We start from the raw sequence: 17,130 nt of genomic DNA, 5'->3' as shown, positions 1-17,130 counted from the left end.
CTTTCGCATCGTCTTCGCATCCCCTAATGTGCGCGCACTGCCACGAGGGAAAGACACGCCATGGACATCCAGAATGCAATCGCCGAACTTCAATCCTGTCTAGGCCAACGGCTGACGCGGTCCAAGTCCGATCTTGACCTGCACGGGCGCAGCGAATCGTATTTCGCCGATGCCCCGCCAGATGCCGTGGCCTACCCCGAGGATACCGCCGAGGTGGCCGAGATCGTGCGCATCTGCGCAAGCCACCGCGTGCCGGTGATCGGCTGGGGCACGGGCACGTCGCTGGAAGGGCAGGCGCAGGCGTTCTCGGGTGGTGTCGCGGTGGATTTCAGCCGCATGGACCGTATCCTCGACATCGCGCCCGAAGACATGCTGGTGCGCGTGCAGCCCGGCGTCACGCGCGCGGCCCTCAACGAGGCGCTGCGCGCCACGGGGCTGTTCTTTCCGGTCGATCCCGGCGCCAACGCCTCGCTTGGCGGCATGGCCGCGACCCGCGCCAGCGGCACCACCGCCGTGCGCTATGGCACGATGCGCCACAACGTGCTGGCGTTAGAGGTGGTGACGGCCACGGGCGAGGTGATCCGCACAGGCAGCGGCGCGCGCAAATCGTCGTCGGGCTACGACCTGACCGGGCTATTCGTCGGCGCCGAGGGCACGCTGGGACTGATGACCGAACTGACCCTGCGGCTTTACGGCCAGCCAGAGGCGATATCGTCGGCCGTCTGCGCATTCGAGACCGTCGATGCCGCCGTTCAGACGGTGATCGAGACGATCCAGTGCGGCCTGCCCATGGCCCGGATCGAGCTGATGGATACCGAAAGCGTGCGCGCGGTCAACGCCTACTCGAAGATGGACCTGCCGGAAAAGCCGCACCTTCTGCTGGAATTCCACGGCAGCGACAGCGGCGTGACGGAACACGCCGAAACCTTTGGCGCCATCGCCGAAGACAACGGCGGGTCGGCCTTCGACTGGGCCACGCAGACCGAGGCGCGCACGGCCCTCTGGACGATGCGGCACAACGCCTATTACGCGCTGCTGGCGCTGCGGCCCGGCGCGCGCGCCATCGTCACCGATATCTGCGTGCCGATCTCGAAACTGGCCGAGGCGATAGAGGAGACGCGCACCGATCTTGCAGAGGCGGGCGTGATGGGGCCGATCGTCGGCCATGTGGGCGACGGCAACTTTCACGCGACCCTGCTGGTCGACATGGATAACGCAGACGAGGTCGCCCGCGCCAAGGCCGCCGCCGCGCGCATGGTCGAACGCAGCCTGCGGCTGGGGGGTACCGCGACCGGCGAACACGGCATCGGCGTGGGCAAGCGCGACTACATGGCCTCCGAACACGGGGGAAGCTGGGCGATGATGGGTGCGATCAAGACCGCGCTTGATCCGGACAACATCATGAATCCCGGCAAGCTGGTGCCGCCCCGCAACTGAGGGGCACGCCTGCCATCCCGTGTTGCGCCGCACCCCGCGCGCCTCTATATCCCGCGTCATGTTGGACAAAGCCCATAACCGCCCAGATCTGCCCGCCGAAATCGCCCGGCGCCGCACCTTCGCGATCATCTCGCACCCGGATGCGGGCAAGACGACGCTGACGGAAAAGTTCCTGCTGTATGGCGGGGCGATCCAGATGGCCGGGCAGGTACGTGCCAAGGGCGAGGCGCGGCGCACGCGATCCGACTACATGCAGATGGAAAAGGATCGCGGCATTTCCGTCTCGGCCTCGGCCATGTCCTTCGATTTCAAGCATTTCCGCTTCAACCTCGTGGACACGCCGGGGCACTCGGACTTCTCCGAGGACACCTACCGCACGCTGACGGCGGTCGATGCGGCGGTGATGGTGATCGACGGCGCCAAAGGGGTGGAGAGCCAGACCCGCAAGCTGTTCGAGGTGTGCCGCCTGCGCGACTTGCCGATCCTGACCTTTTGCAACAAGATGGACCGCGAGAGCCGCGACACCTTCGACATCATCGACGAGATCCAGGAAAACCTGGCCATCGACGTCACACCGGCAAGCTGGCCCATCGGTGTGGGCCGCGATTTCGTGGGCTGCTACGACATGCTGCACAACCGGCTGGAACTGATGGATCGCGCCGACCGCAACAAGGTTGCCGAATCCATCCGCATCGACGGGCTGGATGACCCCAAGCTCGACGATCACGTGCCCGCCGATCTGGTCGCCAAGCTGCGCGAAGAGGTCGAGATGGCCCGCGAATTGCTGCCGGTGCTCGACCCGCAGGCGGTGCTCGAAGGGCACATGTCGCCGATCTGGTTCGGCTCTGCGATCAACTCCTTCGGGGTGCGCGAGTTGATGGAGGGCCTGGGCACCTACGGCCCCGAACCGCAGGTGCAAAAGGCCATCCCGCGCGAGATCGCCCCCGAGGAGGACAAGGTCACAGGCTTCGTGTTCAAGGTGCAGGCCAACATGGACCCCAAGCACCGCGACCGCGTGGCCTTCGTGCGTCTCGCCTCGGGGCATTTCAAGCGCGGCATGAAGCTGACGCATGTGCGCTCGAAAAAGCAGATGACGGTCTCGGCGCCAGTGCTGTTTCTGGCGTCCGACCGCGAGCTTGCCGAAGAGGCGTGGGCGGGCGACATCATCGGCATCCCCAATCACGGGCAGCTGCGCATCGGCGACACCCTGACCGAGGGCGAGTCGATCCGAGTCGCCGGCATCCCGTCCTTTGCGCCGGAACTGCTGCAACAGGCACGCGCGGGCGACCCGATGAAGGCCAAGCACCTGGAAAAGGCCCTGATGCAATTCGCCGAGGAAGGGGCGGCCAAGGTGTTCAAGCCCGCCTTCGGGTCGGGCTTCATCGTCGGTGTCGTGGGCGCCCTGCAATTCGAGGTGCTGGCCAGCCGGATAGAACAGGAATACGGGCTGCCCGTGCGCTTCGAGGCGTCGCAATTCACCTCGGCGCGGTGGATCGCCGGCGACAAGCAGGCGATGGAGGCCTTCACCAACGCCAACAAGCAACACATCGCCTACGACAATGACGGCGACGCCGTGTACCTCACGCGGATGCAGTGGGATATCGACCGTGTGGACCGCGACCACCCCGAGATTACCCTGACCGCGACCAAGGAAATGATGGTGTAACCGGCCCCCGTTGCAAACACCGCTCTGGCAGAATCGTATGGGTTCATGCTAAGTTTTGCGGCATGAACACGCCGACACCCAATATAAGCGCAGCACAACCGCTGATCCGGCAACTTGACGAGGCGGCGGTCAACCGCATCGCCGCCGGCGAGGTGGTCGAACGCCCGGCCTCGGCCGTGAAAGAACTGCTGGAAAACGCGCTTGATGCCGGGGCGACACGCATCGAGGTGGCCCATGCCGATGGCGGCAAGACGCTGATCCGGGTGACCGATGATGGCTGCGGCATGGCCCCCGACCAGTTGCCGCTGGCGCTGGCCCGGCACGCCACCTCGAAGATCGACGGCAGCGACTTGCTGAACATCCACTCGTTCGGCTTCCGGGGCGAGGCGCTACCATCTTTGGGGGCTGTCGGGCGGCTGCGCATCACCTCGCGGGCCGACGGCCATGACGCGGCCGAAATCGCCGTCACGGGCGGTCAGATCGGCGCGGTGAAGCCCGCCGCGCTTAATTCCGGGACGGTGGTGGAGCTGCGCGATCTCTTTCACGCCACGCCTGCGCGGCTGAAATTCATGCGCACCGACCGGGCCGAGACGCAGGCGATCACCGACATCGTCAAGCGCCTTGCCATGGCCGAACCGCGCGTCGGGTTCACCCTGCGCGACGTCTCGGATGCCGGCGAGGGCCGCGTGGCCTTCCGCGCCGAGGCCGAGACCGGCGATCTCTTCGACGCGCTGCACGGGCGTCTGCGGCGTATCCTCGGCGCGGAATTCGCCGATAACGCGCTGCGCATCGACGCCACACGCGACGGGCTGCGGATGACCGGCTTTGCCGCGCTGCCGACCTATTCGCGCGGATCGGCCGTCGCGCAATACCTGTTCGTCAACGGTCGCCCGGTGCGCGACCGGATGCTCTACGGCGCGCTGCGCGCCGCTTATCAGGACGTGCTGTCGCGCGACCGCCACCCGGCGGCGGCACTTTTCATCGATTGCGACCCGGTGCTGGTGGACGTCAACGTACACCCGGCGAAATCCGAAGTGCGGTTTCGCGACCCCGGCATCGCGCGCGGGCTGATCGTGTCGGGCCTGCGGCATGCGCTGGCCGAGGCCGGGCACCGGGCGTCGTCGACCGTGGCGGGCGCGGCCCTCGGTGCATTCCGGCCGGAACCTGCGGGCGGCCGTGTCTACCAGATGGACCGGCCCTCGGCGCAGGCCCGCGCAGCCGCCTACCAGGCGCAGGCGCCGGGATTTTCCGACATGCCCGAGGCGTGGAGCGCACGGGTCGAGGACACGGCGACAACGCCCGAGGATACCGACGCCGCCGCCCTGCCCCTCGGGGCCGCGCGCGCGCAGATCCACGAGAATTACATCGTCGCCCAGACGGAAACCGGCCTGGTGATCGTCGATCAGCACGCCGCCCATGAACGACTGGTCTATGAGCGCCTGAAACGCCAGATGGCCGAGACCGGGATCGCCGCGCAGGCGCTGCTGATCCCCGAGATCGTCGAGTTGTCAGAGACCGATTGCGCCCTGCTGCACACCCATGCCGCCGACCTCGCCACGCTGGGGCTGAGCATCGAGCCCTTCGGCCCCGCCACCATCGCGGTGCGCGAAACCCCCGCGATCCTCGGCCCGGTGAACGCCGCCGCCCTGCTGCGCGACATAATCGACGAGTTGCACGACGCCGGCGACAGCTTCACGCTGAAATCCCGCATCGACGCGATCCTCAGCCGCGTGGCCTGTCACGGCTCGGTCCGGGCGGGCCGCCGCATGTCCGCCGACGAGATGAACGCGCTGTTGCGCGAGATGGAGCGCACGCCGCATTCGGGCCAGTGCAACCACGGGCGGCCCACCTATGTCGCGTTGCCGCTATCCGACATAGACCGCTTGTTCGGTCGCACATGATCCAGATCGGGGATCAGACCTTTGCGCTGGACGATCCCGCAACGCTGGCTGCCCTGATCGGGGGCGGCGTGCTGCTGCTGATCCTCGTGCTTCTGCTGATCGCGGTGCGCGCCGCCACGCGGTCCGCGCGGATGACCGAACCGCTGGCGCGGCAGGTCGGGCAGCTTGGCCAGCGGGTGCAGGGCCTTTCGGACGGGCAACAGCAGCTTGCCGGCGGTCTCACCCATGTGTCCGAGGCGCAATCGGCGGCGCAATCGCACATGCTGCAACTGATGGAAAAGCGCCTGTCACAAGTCACCGAACGGATGAACGAGAACCTGCAAGGCTCGGCCCGGCGCACCGCGCAAAGCCTTGGCGATCTGCAACAGCGGCTGCAGGTCATCGACAAGGCGCAGGACAACATCACCAAGCTGTCGGGCGATGTGCTGTCGCTTCAGGACATTCTCAGCAACAAGCAGACGCGCGGCGCGTTCGGGGAAATCCAGCTGCACGACATCGTCACCAAGGCGCTGCCATCGGACAGCTATTCGCTGCAGGCAACGCTATCCAATGGCAAGCGTGCCGATTGCCTGATCCACCTGCCCAACCCGCCGGGCCCGATCTGCATCGACAGCAAGTTCCCGCTGGAGGCCTACGAGGCCCTGCGCCGTGCCACCACCGACGCGGAACTGACAGAGGCGGCGCGTTTTCTGCGGACCTCGGTGCGCAAGCATATCAAGGATATCTCCGAGAAATACATCCTCGACGGCGAAACCGCCGATGGCGCGCTGATGTTCCTGCCGTCCGAGGCGGTCTATGCCGAACTGCACGCCAACTTTCCCGAGGTGGTGCGCGACGGGTTCGCGGCCAAGGTCTGGATCGTGTCGCCCACGACCTGCATGGCCACGCTCAACACCATGCGCGCGATCCTGAAGGATGCCCGGATGCGCGAACAGGCCGGCGCGATTCGCCGGGAACTGGGGCTGCTGTTTGCGGATGTGGACCGGCTGGGCACCCGCGTGGAAAACCTCGACCGGCATTTCAACCAGGCGTCCAAGGATATCTCGGACATCAAGATTTCCGCCGACAAGGCCGGACGCCGCGCCCGCCGTCTCGACAATTTCGATTTCGAGGAGCTGGCGCCCGAGACCGAACCCGCGCTTGCCGCCCCGCTCAACGGGTCGGCTGGCGAGGGGTGATCAGGTTTGGTCTTGCACTGACACGGTCGGGCGCTTAATCATTGGAGTTGCTTCGGTCCGGGTCCAAAAGACCCGGTGAAAAGGGAACCCGGTGCGATCCATGGTGGATCAAGTCCGTGACTGCCCCCGCAACTGTAAGCGGCGAGCGATACCGCATCATGCCACTGTCACGCCCCCGTGACGGGAAGGCCCGGTAAAGCGCCGACCCGCAAGTCAGGAGACCTGCCGAAGCGATCACCCTATCCGGGCGCGGGGTGCGCCATGGATAACGGTTTTTCCGTCGTGGTGGCGCTTTCGCCGTCTGCGGAAAGGGTCCGTCCCTTCCCCTGACCTACAGCTTGGACCATCCATGCCCAACCGGGTGTCGAAGGGACAGACCATGATCCAGTCCGGACCTGTCGCGCGGGCCGTGCCACGAAATGCGATCCTTGCCGCGCGGTTCGCCGTCGCGCCGCGGGGGTAGGGCACGATGCGGGTATTGCCTCTGATCGTCCTGTGCCTGTCCGTGGCCTTCACCAGCAGCGGGGCCCTGGCGGACACGGCCCCGCGCCGCGTGGTGTCGATCAACCTCTGCACGGATCAGTTGGCGATGATGCTGGCCGATCCCGGTCAGTTGATATCCGTCTCTGACCTGGCAAGCGATCCGCACAGTTCGGCCATGGCCGAGGCCGCCCGCGCCTATCCGGTCAATCACGGGCGCGCCGAAGAGGTCTATCTGCTGGATCCCGATCTGGTGCTTGCCGGGGCCTATACCGCCCGTGCCACGGTCGAGATGCTGCGCGGCGTCGGGATCGAGGTGGTGCAGTTCGCCCCGGCCAGTTCGCTGGCCGATACGCGCGACCGCATCACGAAGATGGCACGCGTGCTGGGACACAAGGCGCGCGGCGCGGCCCTGATCGCCAAGTTCGACGCGCGCCTCGACGCGCTGTCGGAAACCGGCGCGAACCGCCCGCGTGCCGCGATCTATCACCCAAATGGCTATACCCTGGGGGGTGGCACGCTGTCGAATGACATCCTGCAGGCCGCCGGATTTCGCAACCTCGCCCGCGAGATGGGTCTTCGGGGCGGGGGCACGGTGCCGGTCGAGACGCTGGTGATGGCCGCGCCGGACCTGCTGATCAGCGGCACGCCCCTGCCCGGAGAATCGCGATCCGAGGCGGTGCTGGATCATCCCGCGCTCGACATTCTGCGGGCAACGCGTGCCGGGATGCAGATCACCTCGCCCAGCTGGATCTGCGGCACGCCGCACGCGCTAGACGCGGTGGACCGCCTTGTGCAGACGCGCAAGCGCATGGCGGAGCACGTTGAATGAGCCGCCTTGCGCTGATCCTTCTGGCGGTGGTCGCGGCGCTGTTCACGGCCTCGCTGACCGTCGGTCCGGCTGAAACGACCGTGACCGAGGATCTCCGCGCGCTGATCTTCGGCGGCGACGGCCCGCTGCCGCTGGTGATGCGCGAGATCCGCCTGCCGCGTGCGCTTCTGGGGCTGATGATCGGTGTCAGCCTCGGGCTTGCCGGGGCTGCGATGCAAGGCTACCTGCGCAACCCGCTGGCCGAACCGGGGCTGATCGGCGTTTCAGGCTCGGCCGCCCTGGGCGCGGTGCTGGCGATCCATACCGGGCTTGCCGCGGCCTTCACCCTTGCGTTGCCGCTGGCGGCCCTTGCCGGGGCCGGGACAGGCGTGTTGCTGGTGCTTTTGCTGGCCGGCCCGCGCGGGGCGTCGATCACGCTGATCCTTGCCGGGATCGCGATCTCCTCGCTCGCCGCCGCGCTCACATCTCTGGTGCTGAACCTGTCACCTAATCCCTACGCGGCCAGCGAGATCGTGTTCTGGATGATGGGATCGCTGGCCGACCGGTCGATGACGCATGTCTGGCTGGCGCTGCCGCTGATGATCCTCGGCTGGGGGGCGCTGGCCACGCTGGGGCGCGGCCTCGATGCGCTGACCCTGGGCGAGGATGCGGCGGCGGCCATGGGCATCCGCCTGCGCGCGCTGCGGCTGACGCTGGTCTTCGGCACGGCCTGCGTGGTGGGGGCGGCGACGGCCGTGGCGGGCGCGATCGGTTTCGTCGGGCTTGTGGTCCCGCACCTGCTGCGGCCGCTGACCGGCGCACAACCCTCGCGTCTGCTGTGGGCGTCGGCGCTTGGCGGGGCGGCGATGGTGCTGGCCGCCGATCTGGCAACCCGGCTGATCCTGCCCGAGCGCGATCTGAAACTTGGCGTCCTGACCGCGATTGTCGGCGCGCCGCTGTTCCTGCACCTGATCTACAAGACGCGGGCGGACATGGCATGACGGAACTGCGCGTCGAGAACCTGTCGGTGCAGTTGCGCGGACGGCCCGTGCTTGGGGACGTGAACCTGACCGTGGAACCACGGGAATGTATCGGCCTTATCGGGCCCAACGGCGCGGGCAAGACGACGCTGCTGCGCGCGATCCTCGGGCTGGTGCCACATGCGGGGCATAGCAGCCTTGCCGCGCTGTCGCCCGACGCGCGCGGCCGCGCCTGTGCGTGGATGCCGCAATCGCGCGACATCGCCTGGCCGGTCAGCGTGGAAACCCTCGTGGCCCTTGGCCGCACCCCGCATCTGCGTGGACTGAAATCGCTGACCGATGCCGACCGGCGCCATGTGGACGCCGCGCTGACCACGATGGGGCTGGACGCGCTGCGCCACCGCGCCGCCACGCGGCTGTCGGGCGGCGAACAGGCGATGGCGCTGATCGCCCGCGCGCTGGCGCAGGACACCCCGCTGCTGATGGCCGACGAGCCGATCGCCGGACTTGATCCGGCAAACCAGATCTCGACCATGCAGGTCTTCGCCGACCTTGCGCGGGACGGTCGCGCCGTCATCGTCTCTATGCACGATCTGGGGCTGGCCGCGCGGCACTGCACCCGGCTGATCCTGCTCGGCGAGGGCGGTGTCGCCGCAGACGGCCCACCGGCCGAAGTGCTGACGCCCGGCAACCTTGCGCGCATCTTCCATGTCTCGGCGCATTATGCGCAAACCGCGCAGGGCCCGGTCTTTCAGCCGATGGATGTCACGCGATGAGCGGCCTGAACCTGGCGCGCCCGTGGCTCTGCCTGGATCTGGACCACGAGATGCCGGTGCTCAGCTGGGCGATCAACCGTCCCGGTCAGGTCACGGCGCGCCGCATCCTGTGGCGCGAGGTGCGCAATGCCGATCTGCCCGAGGATCTGGATGTCGAGGCGTGGCTTGACCGCGAGCTGACCGCGCGACGCGCCCGCGATGCTGTGTGTTTTCTCACCTCCTGCGATATCGGCACGCATGTGGACCGCAGCGCCACCGCGGGCACCGTCACGGCGCGCGCCGTGGCCACTGTGGGGCTGTCGAATGCCGAACGCGTGGGCACGCGGCTGCCCGCCACCGCCCGCGCGTGGGGCACGATCAACATCGCGGTCGCGATCGACACCGGCCTCACCGATGCAGCCCGGATCGAGGCGCTGAGCATCGCGACGCAGGCGCGCACCGTAGCCATCGCCGAGGCCGGGCTGCACCTTGCCACCGGCATCGCGACCGGAACCGGCACGGACTGCATCGCGGTCGCCGCCCCGGCGGGGGGGCTGCGCTATGCCGGGCTGCACACGGATACGGGCGAGGCCGTCGGGCGCGCGGTGCATGACGCCGTGGCGTGCGGCGCACGGGGCTGGGCCATGTACCAGGATGCCATGCGACAACGCTGAGTCAAAGCCGCGCGACCGTCACCACATCGCGCAACCCGTAGCCGTTGAACGCGGTGCTCAGGCTGCGCGTATAGGCCCCCATGCCGGCGATGAGGATGTGATCGCCCTCTTCCATGTCCTCGGGCAGAGGCAGCGGATCGGGCAGACGGTCGATACTGTCGCAGGTCGGGCCATAAACCACCCGCGGGCGCAGCGCCCCGGTGCGCGGCGTGCCATCGGGGGCAATCACCGTGATGCGGTCAGGCGCACCGATATCGCGGATCTCTGTCAGGCCGCCATAGACGCCGTCGTTGACGAAGATCGCCCCGGTGTCGCGCAGCGCCTTGACGCGCAACCCGAGGCTGAACGCCTCGGCCACCATGGCGCGCCCCGGCTCGCAGACAAGCTGCGGCGCCTCGGCCCCGAAATGCTGCGCGACCTCGGTCCGGATGCGCGCGAAGATCGCGCCAAGATCGGGAAGGGCGCCAGTACGATGCGAGGCGAACCCGCCGCCCACGTTGAGCCGGCGCGGCCGTACCCCCGCGGCGCGCGCGACCTCGGCCGCGGCGGTGATGTAGCTGGCCCAGGCCTGCGGGTCGGCGCATTGCGTGCCGGGGTGGAACGTGATCGACGGGGTGAACCCCTGTGCCACCACCGCGCGCAGCAGTTCCGCGGCGCTGTCGGGGTCCGCACCGAACTTTTCACCAAAATGATAGGCCGCGCCGGATACCGGCAGGGCGAGCCGCACACTGACCTCGGACTCTGGCGGGACATGTCCCCGCAACTTGGATAGCTCGGACATGCAATCCACCGAGAAAGAGCGCACGCCCATCTCGGCGGCGACCGCCACCTCGGCCGGCGAGCGCACGGGATTGTTGTAGTGCAGCGCCGCCTCGGGGGCGACGGCCCGCACCGCGCGCATCTCTTCGGGGCTGGCGACGTCGAAGCTGTCGATCCCTGCATGCACGAGATTGGCCAGCACTTCCTCGCCGGGATTGGCTTTCACCGCATATGTCACAAGTCCTGGAAATCCTGCCAAAAAGTCACGCGCCGTGGCCTGAAGCCGCGCGGGGCAAAAATAAAGCACCGGCGCATCCGGGGCATGGCGCCGCAGATGGGCGCGCGGATCAGGGCTATCGGGGCGGTTGCGCATGACGGGATTTCCTTCGATCAACTCTTTCCAGACAAGTTTGCCGCAGAAACACGTCGAATCATCGCGTCAATATGTATATAATGGCATCCTGAATAGACATAACGACGTAGCCATCATGCAAATCGACGAAACCGACCGACGACTGATCGCGCTCTTGCAGGACAATGCCCGTCTTCCGGTGACCACGCTTGCGCGCCGCCTCGGCCTTGCGCGCACCACCGTGCAGGCCCGGCTCGACCGGCTGGAGGGGTCAGGGGTCATCACGGGTTACGCGCTTCGGCTTGGGCAGATCGCGCGCCCTGCGCTGCATGCCACCGCCCTGCTGAGCATCGAACCGCGCGCCGGTCCGGCCGTCCTTGCCCGTCTCAAATCGCTGCGCGCGGTGCAGCGCGTGCACACGACATCCGGGCGCTTCGACCTGATCGTGACGATCGAGGCCGACACCACCGAGGCACTGGACGAGACACTCGACCGGATCGGCGAGGCCAAGGGCGTCAAAGCCTCGGAAAGCCTTATTCACCTGGCCACGAAGCTCGACCGCGGCGCATGATGCAAGCAACTGAATTTGGGTATTTTTGCCAAGAAGAAACGGTGATGCGGTTCTGCTCTGAGGTTTTTCAGAGTGCTGTGGCTTTTCCTTCGTATACACATTCGTTACACGACGACAGATCCGATCCTGCAGGAATGAGACGCCATGACGATGGACAAGACATTCAACGCCGCCGAGGCCGAAGAGCGACTCTACCACGCGTGGGAGGAGGCCGGCGCGTTCGAGGCCGGCGCGAATGCGCAGCCCGGCGCCGAGAGTTTCAGCATCATGATCCCGCCACCCAACGTGACGGGTTCGTTGCACATGGGGCATGCGTTCAACAACACGTTGCAGGATATCCTCGTACGGTGGCACCGGATGCGCGGACATGACACGCTGTGGCAGCCGGGCACGGATCACGCCGGCATCGCCACGCAGATGGTCACCGAAAAGGAGATGGCGGCGAACGGCGAGCCGACGCGCGTCGAGATGGGCCGGGACGCCTTCGAGCGCCGCGTGTGGCAGCAGAAGATCAAGTCGCGTGGCACAATCATCGGGCAGCTCAAGCGACTCGGCGCCTCTTGCGACTGGTCGCGCGAGGCCTTCACCATGTCGGGCGCGCCAGAGGCGCCCGAGGGCGAGGAGGGCAATTTCCACGACGCCGTGATCCGCGTCTTCGTCGAGATGTACGAAAAGGGCCTCATCTATCGTGGCAAGCGCCTTGTGAACTGGGACCCGCATTTCGAGACGGCCATCTCGGACCTGGAGGTCGAGAATGTCGAGGTCGCGGGCCACATGTGGCACTTCAAGTATCCGCTGGCGGGCGGCGAGACATACACCTATGTCGAGCGTGACGAGGATGGCACGGTGGTGCTGGAGGAAGAACGCGACTATATCTCGATCGCGACAACACGCCCCGAGACGATGCTGGGCGACGGCGCGGTCGCGGTGCATCCTTCTGACGCCCGGTACGCCTCGATCGTCGGGAAACTTTGCGAGATACCGGTCGGTCCCAAGGCGCATCGCCGCCTGATCCCGATCGTCACCGACGACTATCCCGACCCCGAGTTCGGCTCTGGAGCGGTGAAGATCACCGGCGCGCATGATTTCAACGATTACGAGGTCGCCAAGCGCGGCAACATCCCGATGTACCGGCTGATGGACACGCGCGCATACCTGCGCGACGATGGCGCGCCCTACGCTGAGGCCGCGGCCCGTGCGCAGGCGATCGCCGAGGGCGCCGATTTCACCATTGAGGAGGTCGATAGCCTCAACCTGATCCCGGACCACCTGCGCGGTCTGGACAGGTTCGAGGCCCGCGAACGGGTCGTCGCCGAGATCACGGCGGAAGGGCTGGCGATGATGACGCGCCCCGATGACCCGCGCCTTGGCAGCGCGGCAGCGCGCCCCGCCGCGCCCGAAGAGGGCGGTGAGGTTCCGGTCGAGGGCCTTGTCCCGCTGATCGAGGCGAAGCCGATGATGCAACCCTTCGGCGACCGCTCGAAAGTGGTGATCGAACCGATGCTGACCGACCAGTGGTTCGTTGACACGAAGCAGATCGTCCAGCCCGCGCTCGATGCCGTGCGCTCGGGCGAGGTGACGATCCTGCCCGAGGCCGACCGCAAGGTCTATTTCCACTGGCTGGAGAATATCGAGCCCTGGTGCATTTCACGTCAGCTCTGGTGGGGGCACCAGATCCCGGTGTGGTACGACGAAGACGGCAACCAGTTTTGCGCGACCTCGGAGGCCAAGGCACAGGAGCTGGCGGAAGGACGAACGCTCACACGTGATCCCGACGTGCTAGACACGTGGTTCTCGTCCGGCCTCTGGCCCATCGGCACGCTCGGCTGGCCCGAGGATACCGAGGAACTGCGCCGCTATTTCCCGACCTCGGTTCTGATCACCGGCTTTGACATCATCTTCTTCTGGGTCGCCCGGATGATGATGATGCAATACGCCATTGTCGGGCAGAAACCCTTCGGCCACGTCTATGTCCATGCCCTCGTCCGCGACGAAAAGGGCAAGAAGATGTCGAAATCCCTGGGCAACGTCCTCGACCCGCTGGATCTCATCGACGAGTATGGCGCGGACGCCGTGCGCTTCACCCTGACGGCGATGGCCGCCATGGGGCGCGATCTCAAGCTGTCGAAGGACCGCATCGCGGGCTACCGCAATTTCACCACGAAACTATGGAATGCCGCCCGCTTTGCCGAGATGAACGAGGCCGTGGGCAGCACTGGCACGATCCCCGCGCCGCACGCCACTGTCAACAAGTGGATCATCGGTGAAACCGCCAAGACGCGCGTCACCGTCGACGCCGCACTCGAGAATTTCCGCTTCAACGATGCAGCGAACACGCTGTACAGCTTCGTCTGGGGTACGGTCTGCGACTGGTATGTCGAGTTTTCCAAGCCACTGCTGATGGATGGCGATGACGCCACCCGCGCCGAAACGCAGGAAACCATGGCGTGGGTCATCGACCAGTGCCTGATCCTGCTGCACCCGATCATGCCATTCGTGACCGAGGAACTTTGGGGCACGCTGGCGAACCGGCAAAAGATGCTGGTGCATGGCGACTGGCCAGATTACGGCATGGATCTCGTCGATCCCGAGGCCGACCGCGAGATGAACTGGGTGATCACGTTGATCGAGCAGATCCGCTCGGCCCGCGCGCAAATGCATGTCCCCGCGGGGCTTCACGTGCCGCTACTGGTGACCGATCTCAGCGCGGCCGGGCGTCATGCATGGGCGCATAACGAGGTGATGATCAAGCGCCTCGCGCGGATCGACGTCTTGACGCAGGTCGACAGTTTCCCCAAGGGCTGCGCCACCGTGACCGTCGAGGGCGGCAGCTTCGGTCTGCCGCTGGCCGATATCATCGACGTGGACGTGGAAAAGGCGCGGTTGGAAAAGACGCTGGCCAAGCTGGAAAAAGAACTCGGTGGGCTGCGCGGCCGGCTCAACAACCCGAAATTCGTCGAAAGCGCGCCAGAGGACGTCGTGGAAGAGACCCGCGAGAATCTTGGCCTGCGAGAAGAGGAAGAAACCAAGCTGCGCGCGGCACTTCAGCGGTTGGCCGAGCTTGGCTGACAGGACGCCTCCGGCGGGAGTATTTGGAGAAAGATGAAATTCCGAGGCAGTTTCATCTTTCCAAAAATACTCAAATTCCGCCGGGCTGTCAGTATCAGAACGGTACGTCGTCTGCGCCGGAGATGAAGCGCGCGACCACTTTCTTGACGCCGGCCTTCTCGAACTCGACTTCAAGCTTGTCGCCCTCGATACCCAGGATCGCGCCGTAGCCGAATTTCTGGTGAAAGACGCGCTCGCCCACGGTATGCGCGCTGACGGCGTGGGCGTCGATCACGGGTGATTTCGATTCGCGCGGCTGGCTGAGCGGGCGTTCGCCGCTGCGCGATTGTAACCGCCGCCAGCCCGGAGAATTATAGACGTTGGCCTCGGCCGCGCGGGTTTCGATCCCGGAGGCCGTCGCGCCGAAGCCACCGCCGTAAAGCCCCGGCGGCGTAAGCACCTCGACATGCGCCTCGGGCAATTCGTCGATGAAGCGGGAGGGCATCTGCGATTGCCACTGCCCGTACACGCGGCGATTGCCGGCGAAGGAAATGGTGCAGACCTCCTCGGCGCGGGTGATACCGACATAGGCGAGGCGCCGCTCTTCCTCGAGGCCGCGCGTGCCGCTTTCATCCATAGAGCGTTGCGAGGGGAAAAGACCGTCTTCCCAGCCCGGCAGGAAGATCGCCGGAAATTCCAGCCCCTTGGCAGCGTGCAGCGTCATGAGGGTGACCTTTTCGCCAGCCTCTTCGTTCTCGTTATCCATGATCAGGCTGACATGTTCGAGAAATCCCTGCAGGTTCTCGAAGCCTTCCAGCGCCTTGACGAGTTCCTTGAGGTTTTCCAGACGGCCCGGCGCCTCGGGTGTCTTGTCGTTCTGCCACATGCCGGTATAGCCGCTTTCATCGAGGATCATCTCGGCCAGCTCGATATGGCTGATATCATCGTCGCCCACCATGCGGCCCCAGCGGGCGAGGCCGTCCAGCAGCTTGGCCAGTTCCGCTGCGCCCTTGCCGGTCAGGCCCTTCTGGTCGAGCAGCATCCGCGCGCCCTCGATCAGCGGCACGCTGTTCTGCCGCGCGATCACCTGGATCTTCTGCTGCGCCTTGTCGCCGAGGCCGCGCTTGGGGGTGTTGACGATCCGCTCGAACGCCAGATCGTCGGCGGGCGAGGTGACGAGGCGGAAATAGGCCATGGCATCACGGATCTCCTGCCGCTCGTAGAAGCGCGGGCCGCCGATAACGCGGTAGGGCATGCCGATGGTCAGAAACCGATCCTCGAACGCGCGCATCTGGTGGGAGGCCCGAACGAGGATTGCCATCTCGTCGAGCGACATGGCCCGAACGCCGCGTGTGCCGCGCTGCATCGAGTCCACTTCCTCGCCGATCCAGCGGGCCTCTTCCTCGCCATCCCAGTGGCCGATCAGGCGCACCTTCTCGCCGGTCTCGGCTTCGGTCCACAACTCCTTGCCCAAGCGGCCGCTATTGGCCGAGATCACGCCGCCGGCCGCGGCGAGAATATGCGGGGTGGAGCGGTAGTTCTGCTCCAGCCGGATGACGGCGGCGCCGGGAAAGTCGCTCTCAAACCGCAGGATGTTGCCCACCTCGGCGCCGCGCCAGCCATAGATCGACTGGTCGTCGTCGCCCACGCAACAGATGTTCTTGTGCCCGCCCGCCAGCAGGCGCAGCCACAGATACTGCGCGACGTTGGTGTCCTGATACTCGTCCACTAGGATGTATCTGAACCAACGCTGATATTGCGCCAGCACATCCGGATTGTTCTGGAATATCGTGACGACATGCAGCAGCAGATCGCCAAAATCGACCGCATTCAGTTCGCGCAGCCGGATCTGGTACTGGCGGTAAAGCGCCGGACCCTTGCCGTCATAGGCGCTTGCTTCGGATGCAGGCAGGTTCTCGGGGGTCAGCGCGCGGTTCTTCCAGTTGTCGATGATACCGGCCAGCATCCGCGCCGGCCAGCGTTTGTCGTCGACGTTGGCGGCCTGCACCAGTTGCTTGAGCAGGCGAAGCTGATCGTCCTTGTCGAGGATCGTGAAATTCGATTTGAGACCGGCCAGTTCCGCGTGCCGCCGCAGCAGCTTGACGCAGATCGCATGAAAGGTGCCCAGCCACGGCATGCCTTCGACCGGCTGGCCCATCAGGCGCGAGACACGCTCTTTCATCTCGCGCGCGGCCTTGTTGGTGAAGGTCACCGCGAGGATCTCGTTCGGGCGGGCGCGTCCGGTGTTGAGAAGGTGCACGATCCGCGTGGTCAGCGCCTTGGTCTTGCCGGTGCCCGCCCCAGCAAGCATCAGAACCGGCCCGTCGAGCGTCTCGGCCGCGCGGCGCTGTTCGGGGTTGAGGTCGTCGAGATAGGGCGCGGGCCTTGCGGCCATGGCGCGGGCGGCAAGGCCCGCCCCCTCGAAGGCGTCGGATTCGTCGTAGCTGTTCATGGATGCGATATTAGCGCGGGGCAGACCGGAGATAAAGGGATGTTCGGGGATTGTTCCAAACTGGGT

General features: G+C 66.1%; 12 protein-coding genes and 1 riboswitch. Of the genes, 10 read left to right on the top strand and 2 right to left on the bottom strand.

Going from position 1 to position 17,130, the window contains the following annotated elements; genetic code table 11:
• The first annotated feature begins 60 nt into the window (after window positions 1–60).
• The 8 genes from ACROSR_RS04600 (at window position 61) to ACROSR_RS04565 (ending at window position 9,882) form a co-directional block, all read left to right on the top strand.
• Entirely contained in the window at window positions 61–1,437 is a 1,377-nt protein-coding gene (locus tag ACROSR_RS04600; protein WP_432682599.1) for an FAD-binding oxidoreductase, read from the top strand.
• 58 nt (window positions 1,438–1,495) lie between these two features.
• On the top strand, window positions 1,496–3,103 hold the full coding sequence (locus ACROSR_RS04595; RefSeq protein WP_432682598.1) for a peptide chain release factor 3: 1,608 nt from the start codon (window positions 1,496–1,498) through the stop codon (window positions 3,101–3,103).
• Between the two features lie 62 nt (window positions 3,104–3,165).
• Entirely contained in the window at window positions 3,166–5,004 is a 1,839-nt protein-coding gene (mutL, locus tag ACROSR_RS04590) for a DNA mismatch repair endonuclease MutL (RefSeq protein ID WP_432682597.1), read from the top strand.
• Window positions 5,001–6,182: a DNA recombination protein RmuC gene (locus ACROSR_RS04585; protein ID WP_432682596.1), complete on the top strand. Its 1,182-nt coding sequence runs from the start codon at window positions 5,001–5,003 to the stop codon at window positions 6,180–6,182. The genes mutL and ACROSR_RS04585 overlap by 4 nt, the downstream gene beginning before the upstream one ends.
• A 36-nt stretch (window positions 6,183–6,218) precedes the next feature.
• Window positions 6,219–6,426, top strand: a riboswitch (cobalamin riboswitch).
• 225 nt (window positions 6,427–6,651) lie between these two features.
• Window positions 6,652–7,494 carry an ABC transporter substrate-binding protein gene (locus ACROSR_RS04580; protein ID WP_432682595.1) on the top strand — a complete coding sequence of 281 codons (843 nt, stop codon included), beginning with the start codon at window positions 6,652–6,654 and terminating at the stop codon, window positions 7,492–7,494.
• Window positions 7,491–8,474 (top strand): FecCD family ABC transporter permease, encoded by a 984-nt coding sequence (locus ACROSR_RS04575; RefSeq protein ID WP_432682594.1) that lies wholly within the window; start codon window positions 7,491–7,493, stop codon window positions 8,472–8,474. The genes ACROSR_RS04580 and ACROSR_RS04575 overlap by 4 nt, the downstream gene beginning before the upstream one ends.
• Window positions 8,471–9,229, top strand: coding sequence for an ABC transporter ATP-binding protein (locus tag ACROSR_RS04570; protein ID WP_432682593.1), 759 nt, complete (start codon window positions 8,471–8,473; stop codon window positions 9,227–9,229). Before ACROSR_RS04575 ends, ACROSR_RS04570 begins: the two co-directional genes overlap by 4 nt.
• Window positions 9,226–9,882: an adenosylcobinamide amidohydrolase gene (locus ACROSR_RS04565; protein ID WP_432682592.1), complete on the top strand. Its 657-nt coding sequence runs from the start codon at window positions 9,226–9,228 to the stop codon at window positions 9,880–9,882. The genes ACROSR_RS04570 and ACROSR_RS04565 overlap by 4 nt, the downstream gene beginning before the upstream one ends.
• A 1-nt stretch (window position 9,883) precedes the next feature.
• On the opposite strand, the gene ACROSR_RS04560 is transcribed toward ACROSR_RS04565, so the two are convergent.
• Window positions 9,884–11,014, bottom strand: coding sequence for a type III PLP-dependent enzyme (locus ACROSR_RS04560; protein ID WP_432682591.1), 1,131 nt, complete (start codon window positions 11,012–11,014; stop codon window positions 9,884–9,886).
• A 115-nt stretch (window positions 11,015–11,129) separates the two neighbouring features.
• Between ACROSR_RS04560 and ACROSR_RS04555 the strand changes: the two genes are divergently transcribed.
• Window positions 11,130–11,564: an Lrp/AsnC family transcriptional regulator gene (locus tag ACROSR_RS04555; RefSeq protein WP_432682590.1), complete on the top strand. Its 435-nt coding sequence runs from the start codon at window positions 11,130–11,132 to the stop codon at window positions 11,562–11,564.
• Window positions 11,565–11,708: 144 nt separating this feature from the next.
• A complete protein-coding gene (locus tag ACROSR_RS04550) occupies window positions 11,709–14,633 on the top strand; it encodes a valine--tRNA ligase (protein ID WP_432682589.1) in 2,925 nt (974 codons plus the stop codon).
• Between the two features lie 94 nt (window positions 14,634–14,727).
• On the opposite strand, the gene ACROSR_RS04545 is transcribed toward ACROSR_RS04550, so the two are convergent.
• On the bottom strand, window positions 14,728–17,064 hold the full coding sequence (locus tag ACROSR_RS04545; RefSeq protein ID WP_432682588.1) for an ATP-dependent helicase: 2,337 nt from the start codon (window positions 17,062–17,064) through the stop codon (window positions 14,728–14,730).
• Between the last annotated feature and the right edge of the window lie 66 nt (window positions 17,065–17,130).

Origin of the sequence: Roseovarius tibetensis, from assembly GCF_050896375.1 — a bacterium.
Taxonomy (GTDB): Bacteria; Pseudomonadota; Alphaproteobacteria; order Rhodobacterales; family Rhodobacteraceae; genus Roseovarius; species Roseovarius tibetensis.
This window is presented reverse-complemented; position numbering and strand designations above follow the sequence as displayed.

Excerpts from the sequence above, each read along its gene's own strand:
- ACROSR_RS04545 (WP_432682588.1), bottom strand. The coding sequence starts at position 17,064 with ATGAACAGCTACGACGAATCCGACGCCTTCGAGGGGGCGGGCCTTGCC.
- ACROSR_RS04585 (WP_432682596.1), top strand. The coding sequence starts at position 5,001 with ATGATCCAGATCGGGGATCAGACCTTTGCGCTGGACGATCCCGCAACG.
- ACROSR_RS04570 (WP_432682593.1), top strand. The coding sequence starts at position 8,471 with ATGACGGAACTGCGCGTCGAGAACCTGTCGGTGCAGTTGCGCGGACGG.
- ACROSR_RS04600 (WP_432682599.1), top strand. The coding sequence starts at position 61 with ATGGACATCCAGAATGCAATCGCCGAACTTCAATCCTGTCTAGGCCAA.
- ACROSR_RS04565 (WP_432682592.1), top strand. The coding sequence starts at position 9,226 with ATGAGCGGCCTGAACCTGGCGCGCCCGTGGCTCTGCCTGGATCTGGAC.
- ACROSR_RS04575 (WP_432682594.1), top strand. The coding sequence starts at position 7,491 with ATGAGCCGCCTTGCGCTGATCCTTCTGGCGGTGGTCGCGGCGCTGTTC.
- ACROSR_RS04555 (WP_432682590.1), top strand. The coding sequence starts at position 11,130 with ATGCAAATCGACGAAACCGACCGACGACTGATCGCGCTCTTGCAGGAC.
- ACROSR_RS04595 (WP_432682598.1), top strand. The coding sequence starts at position 1,496 with ATGTTGGACAAAGCCCATAACCGCCCAGATCTGCCCGCCGAAATCGCC.
- mutL (WP_432682597.1), top strand. The coding sequence starts at position 3,166 with ATGAACACGCCGACACCCAATATAAGCGCAGCACAACCGCTGATCCGG.
- ACROSR_RS04550 (WP_432682589.1), top strand. The coding sequence starts at position 11,709 with ATGACGATGGACAAGACATTCAACGCCGCCGAGGCCGAAGAGCGACTC.
- ACROSR_RS04560 (WP_432682591.1), bottom strand. The coding sequence starts at position 11,014 with ATGCGCAACCGCCCCGATAGCCCTGATCCGCGCGCCCATCTGCGGCGC.
- ACROSR_RS04580 (WP_432682595.1), top strand. The coding sequence starts at position 6,652 with ATGCGGGTATTGCCTCTGATCGTCCTGTGCCTGTCCGTGGCCTTCACC.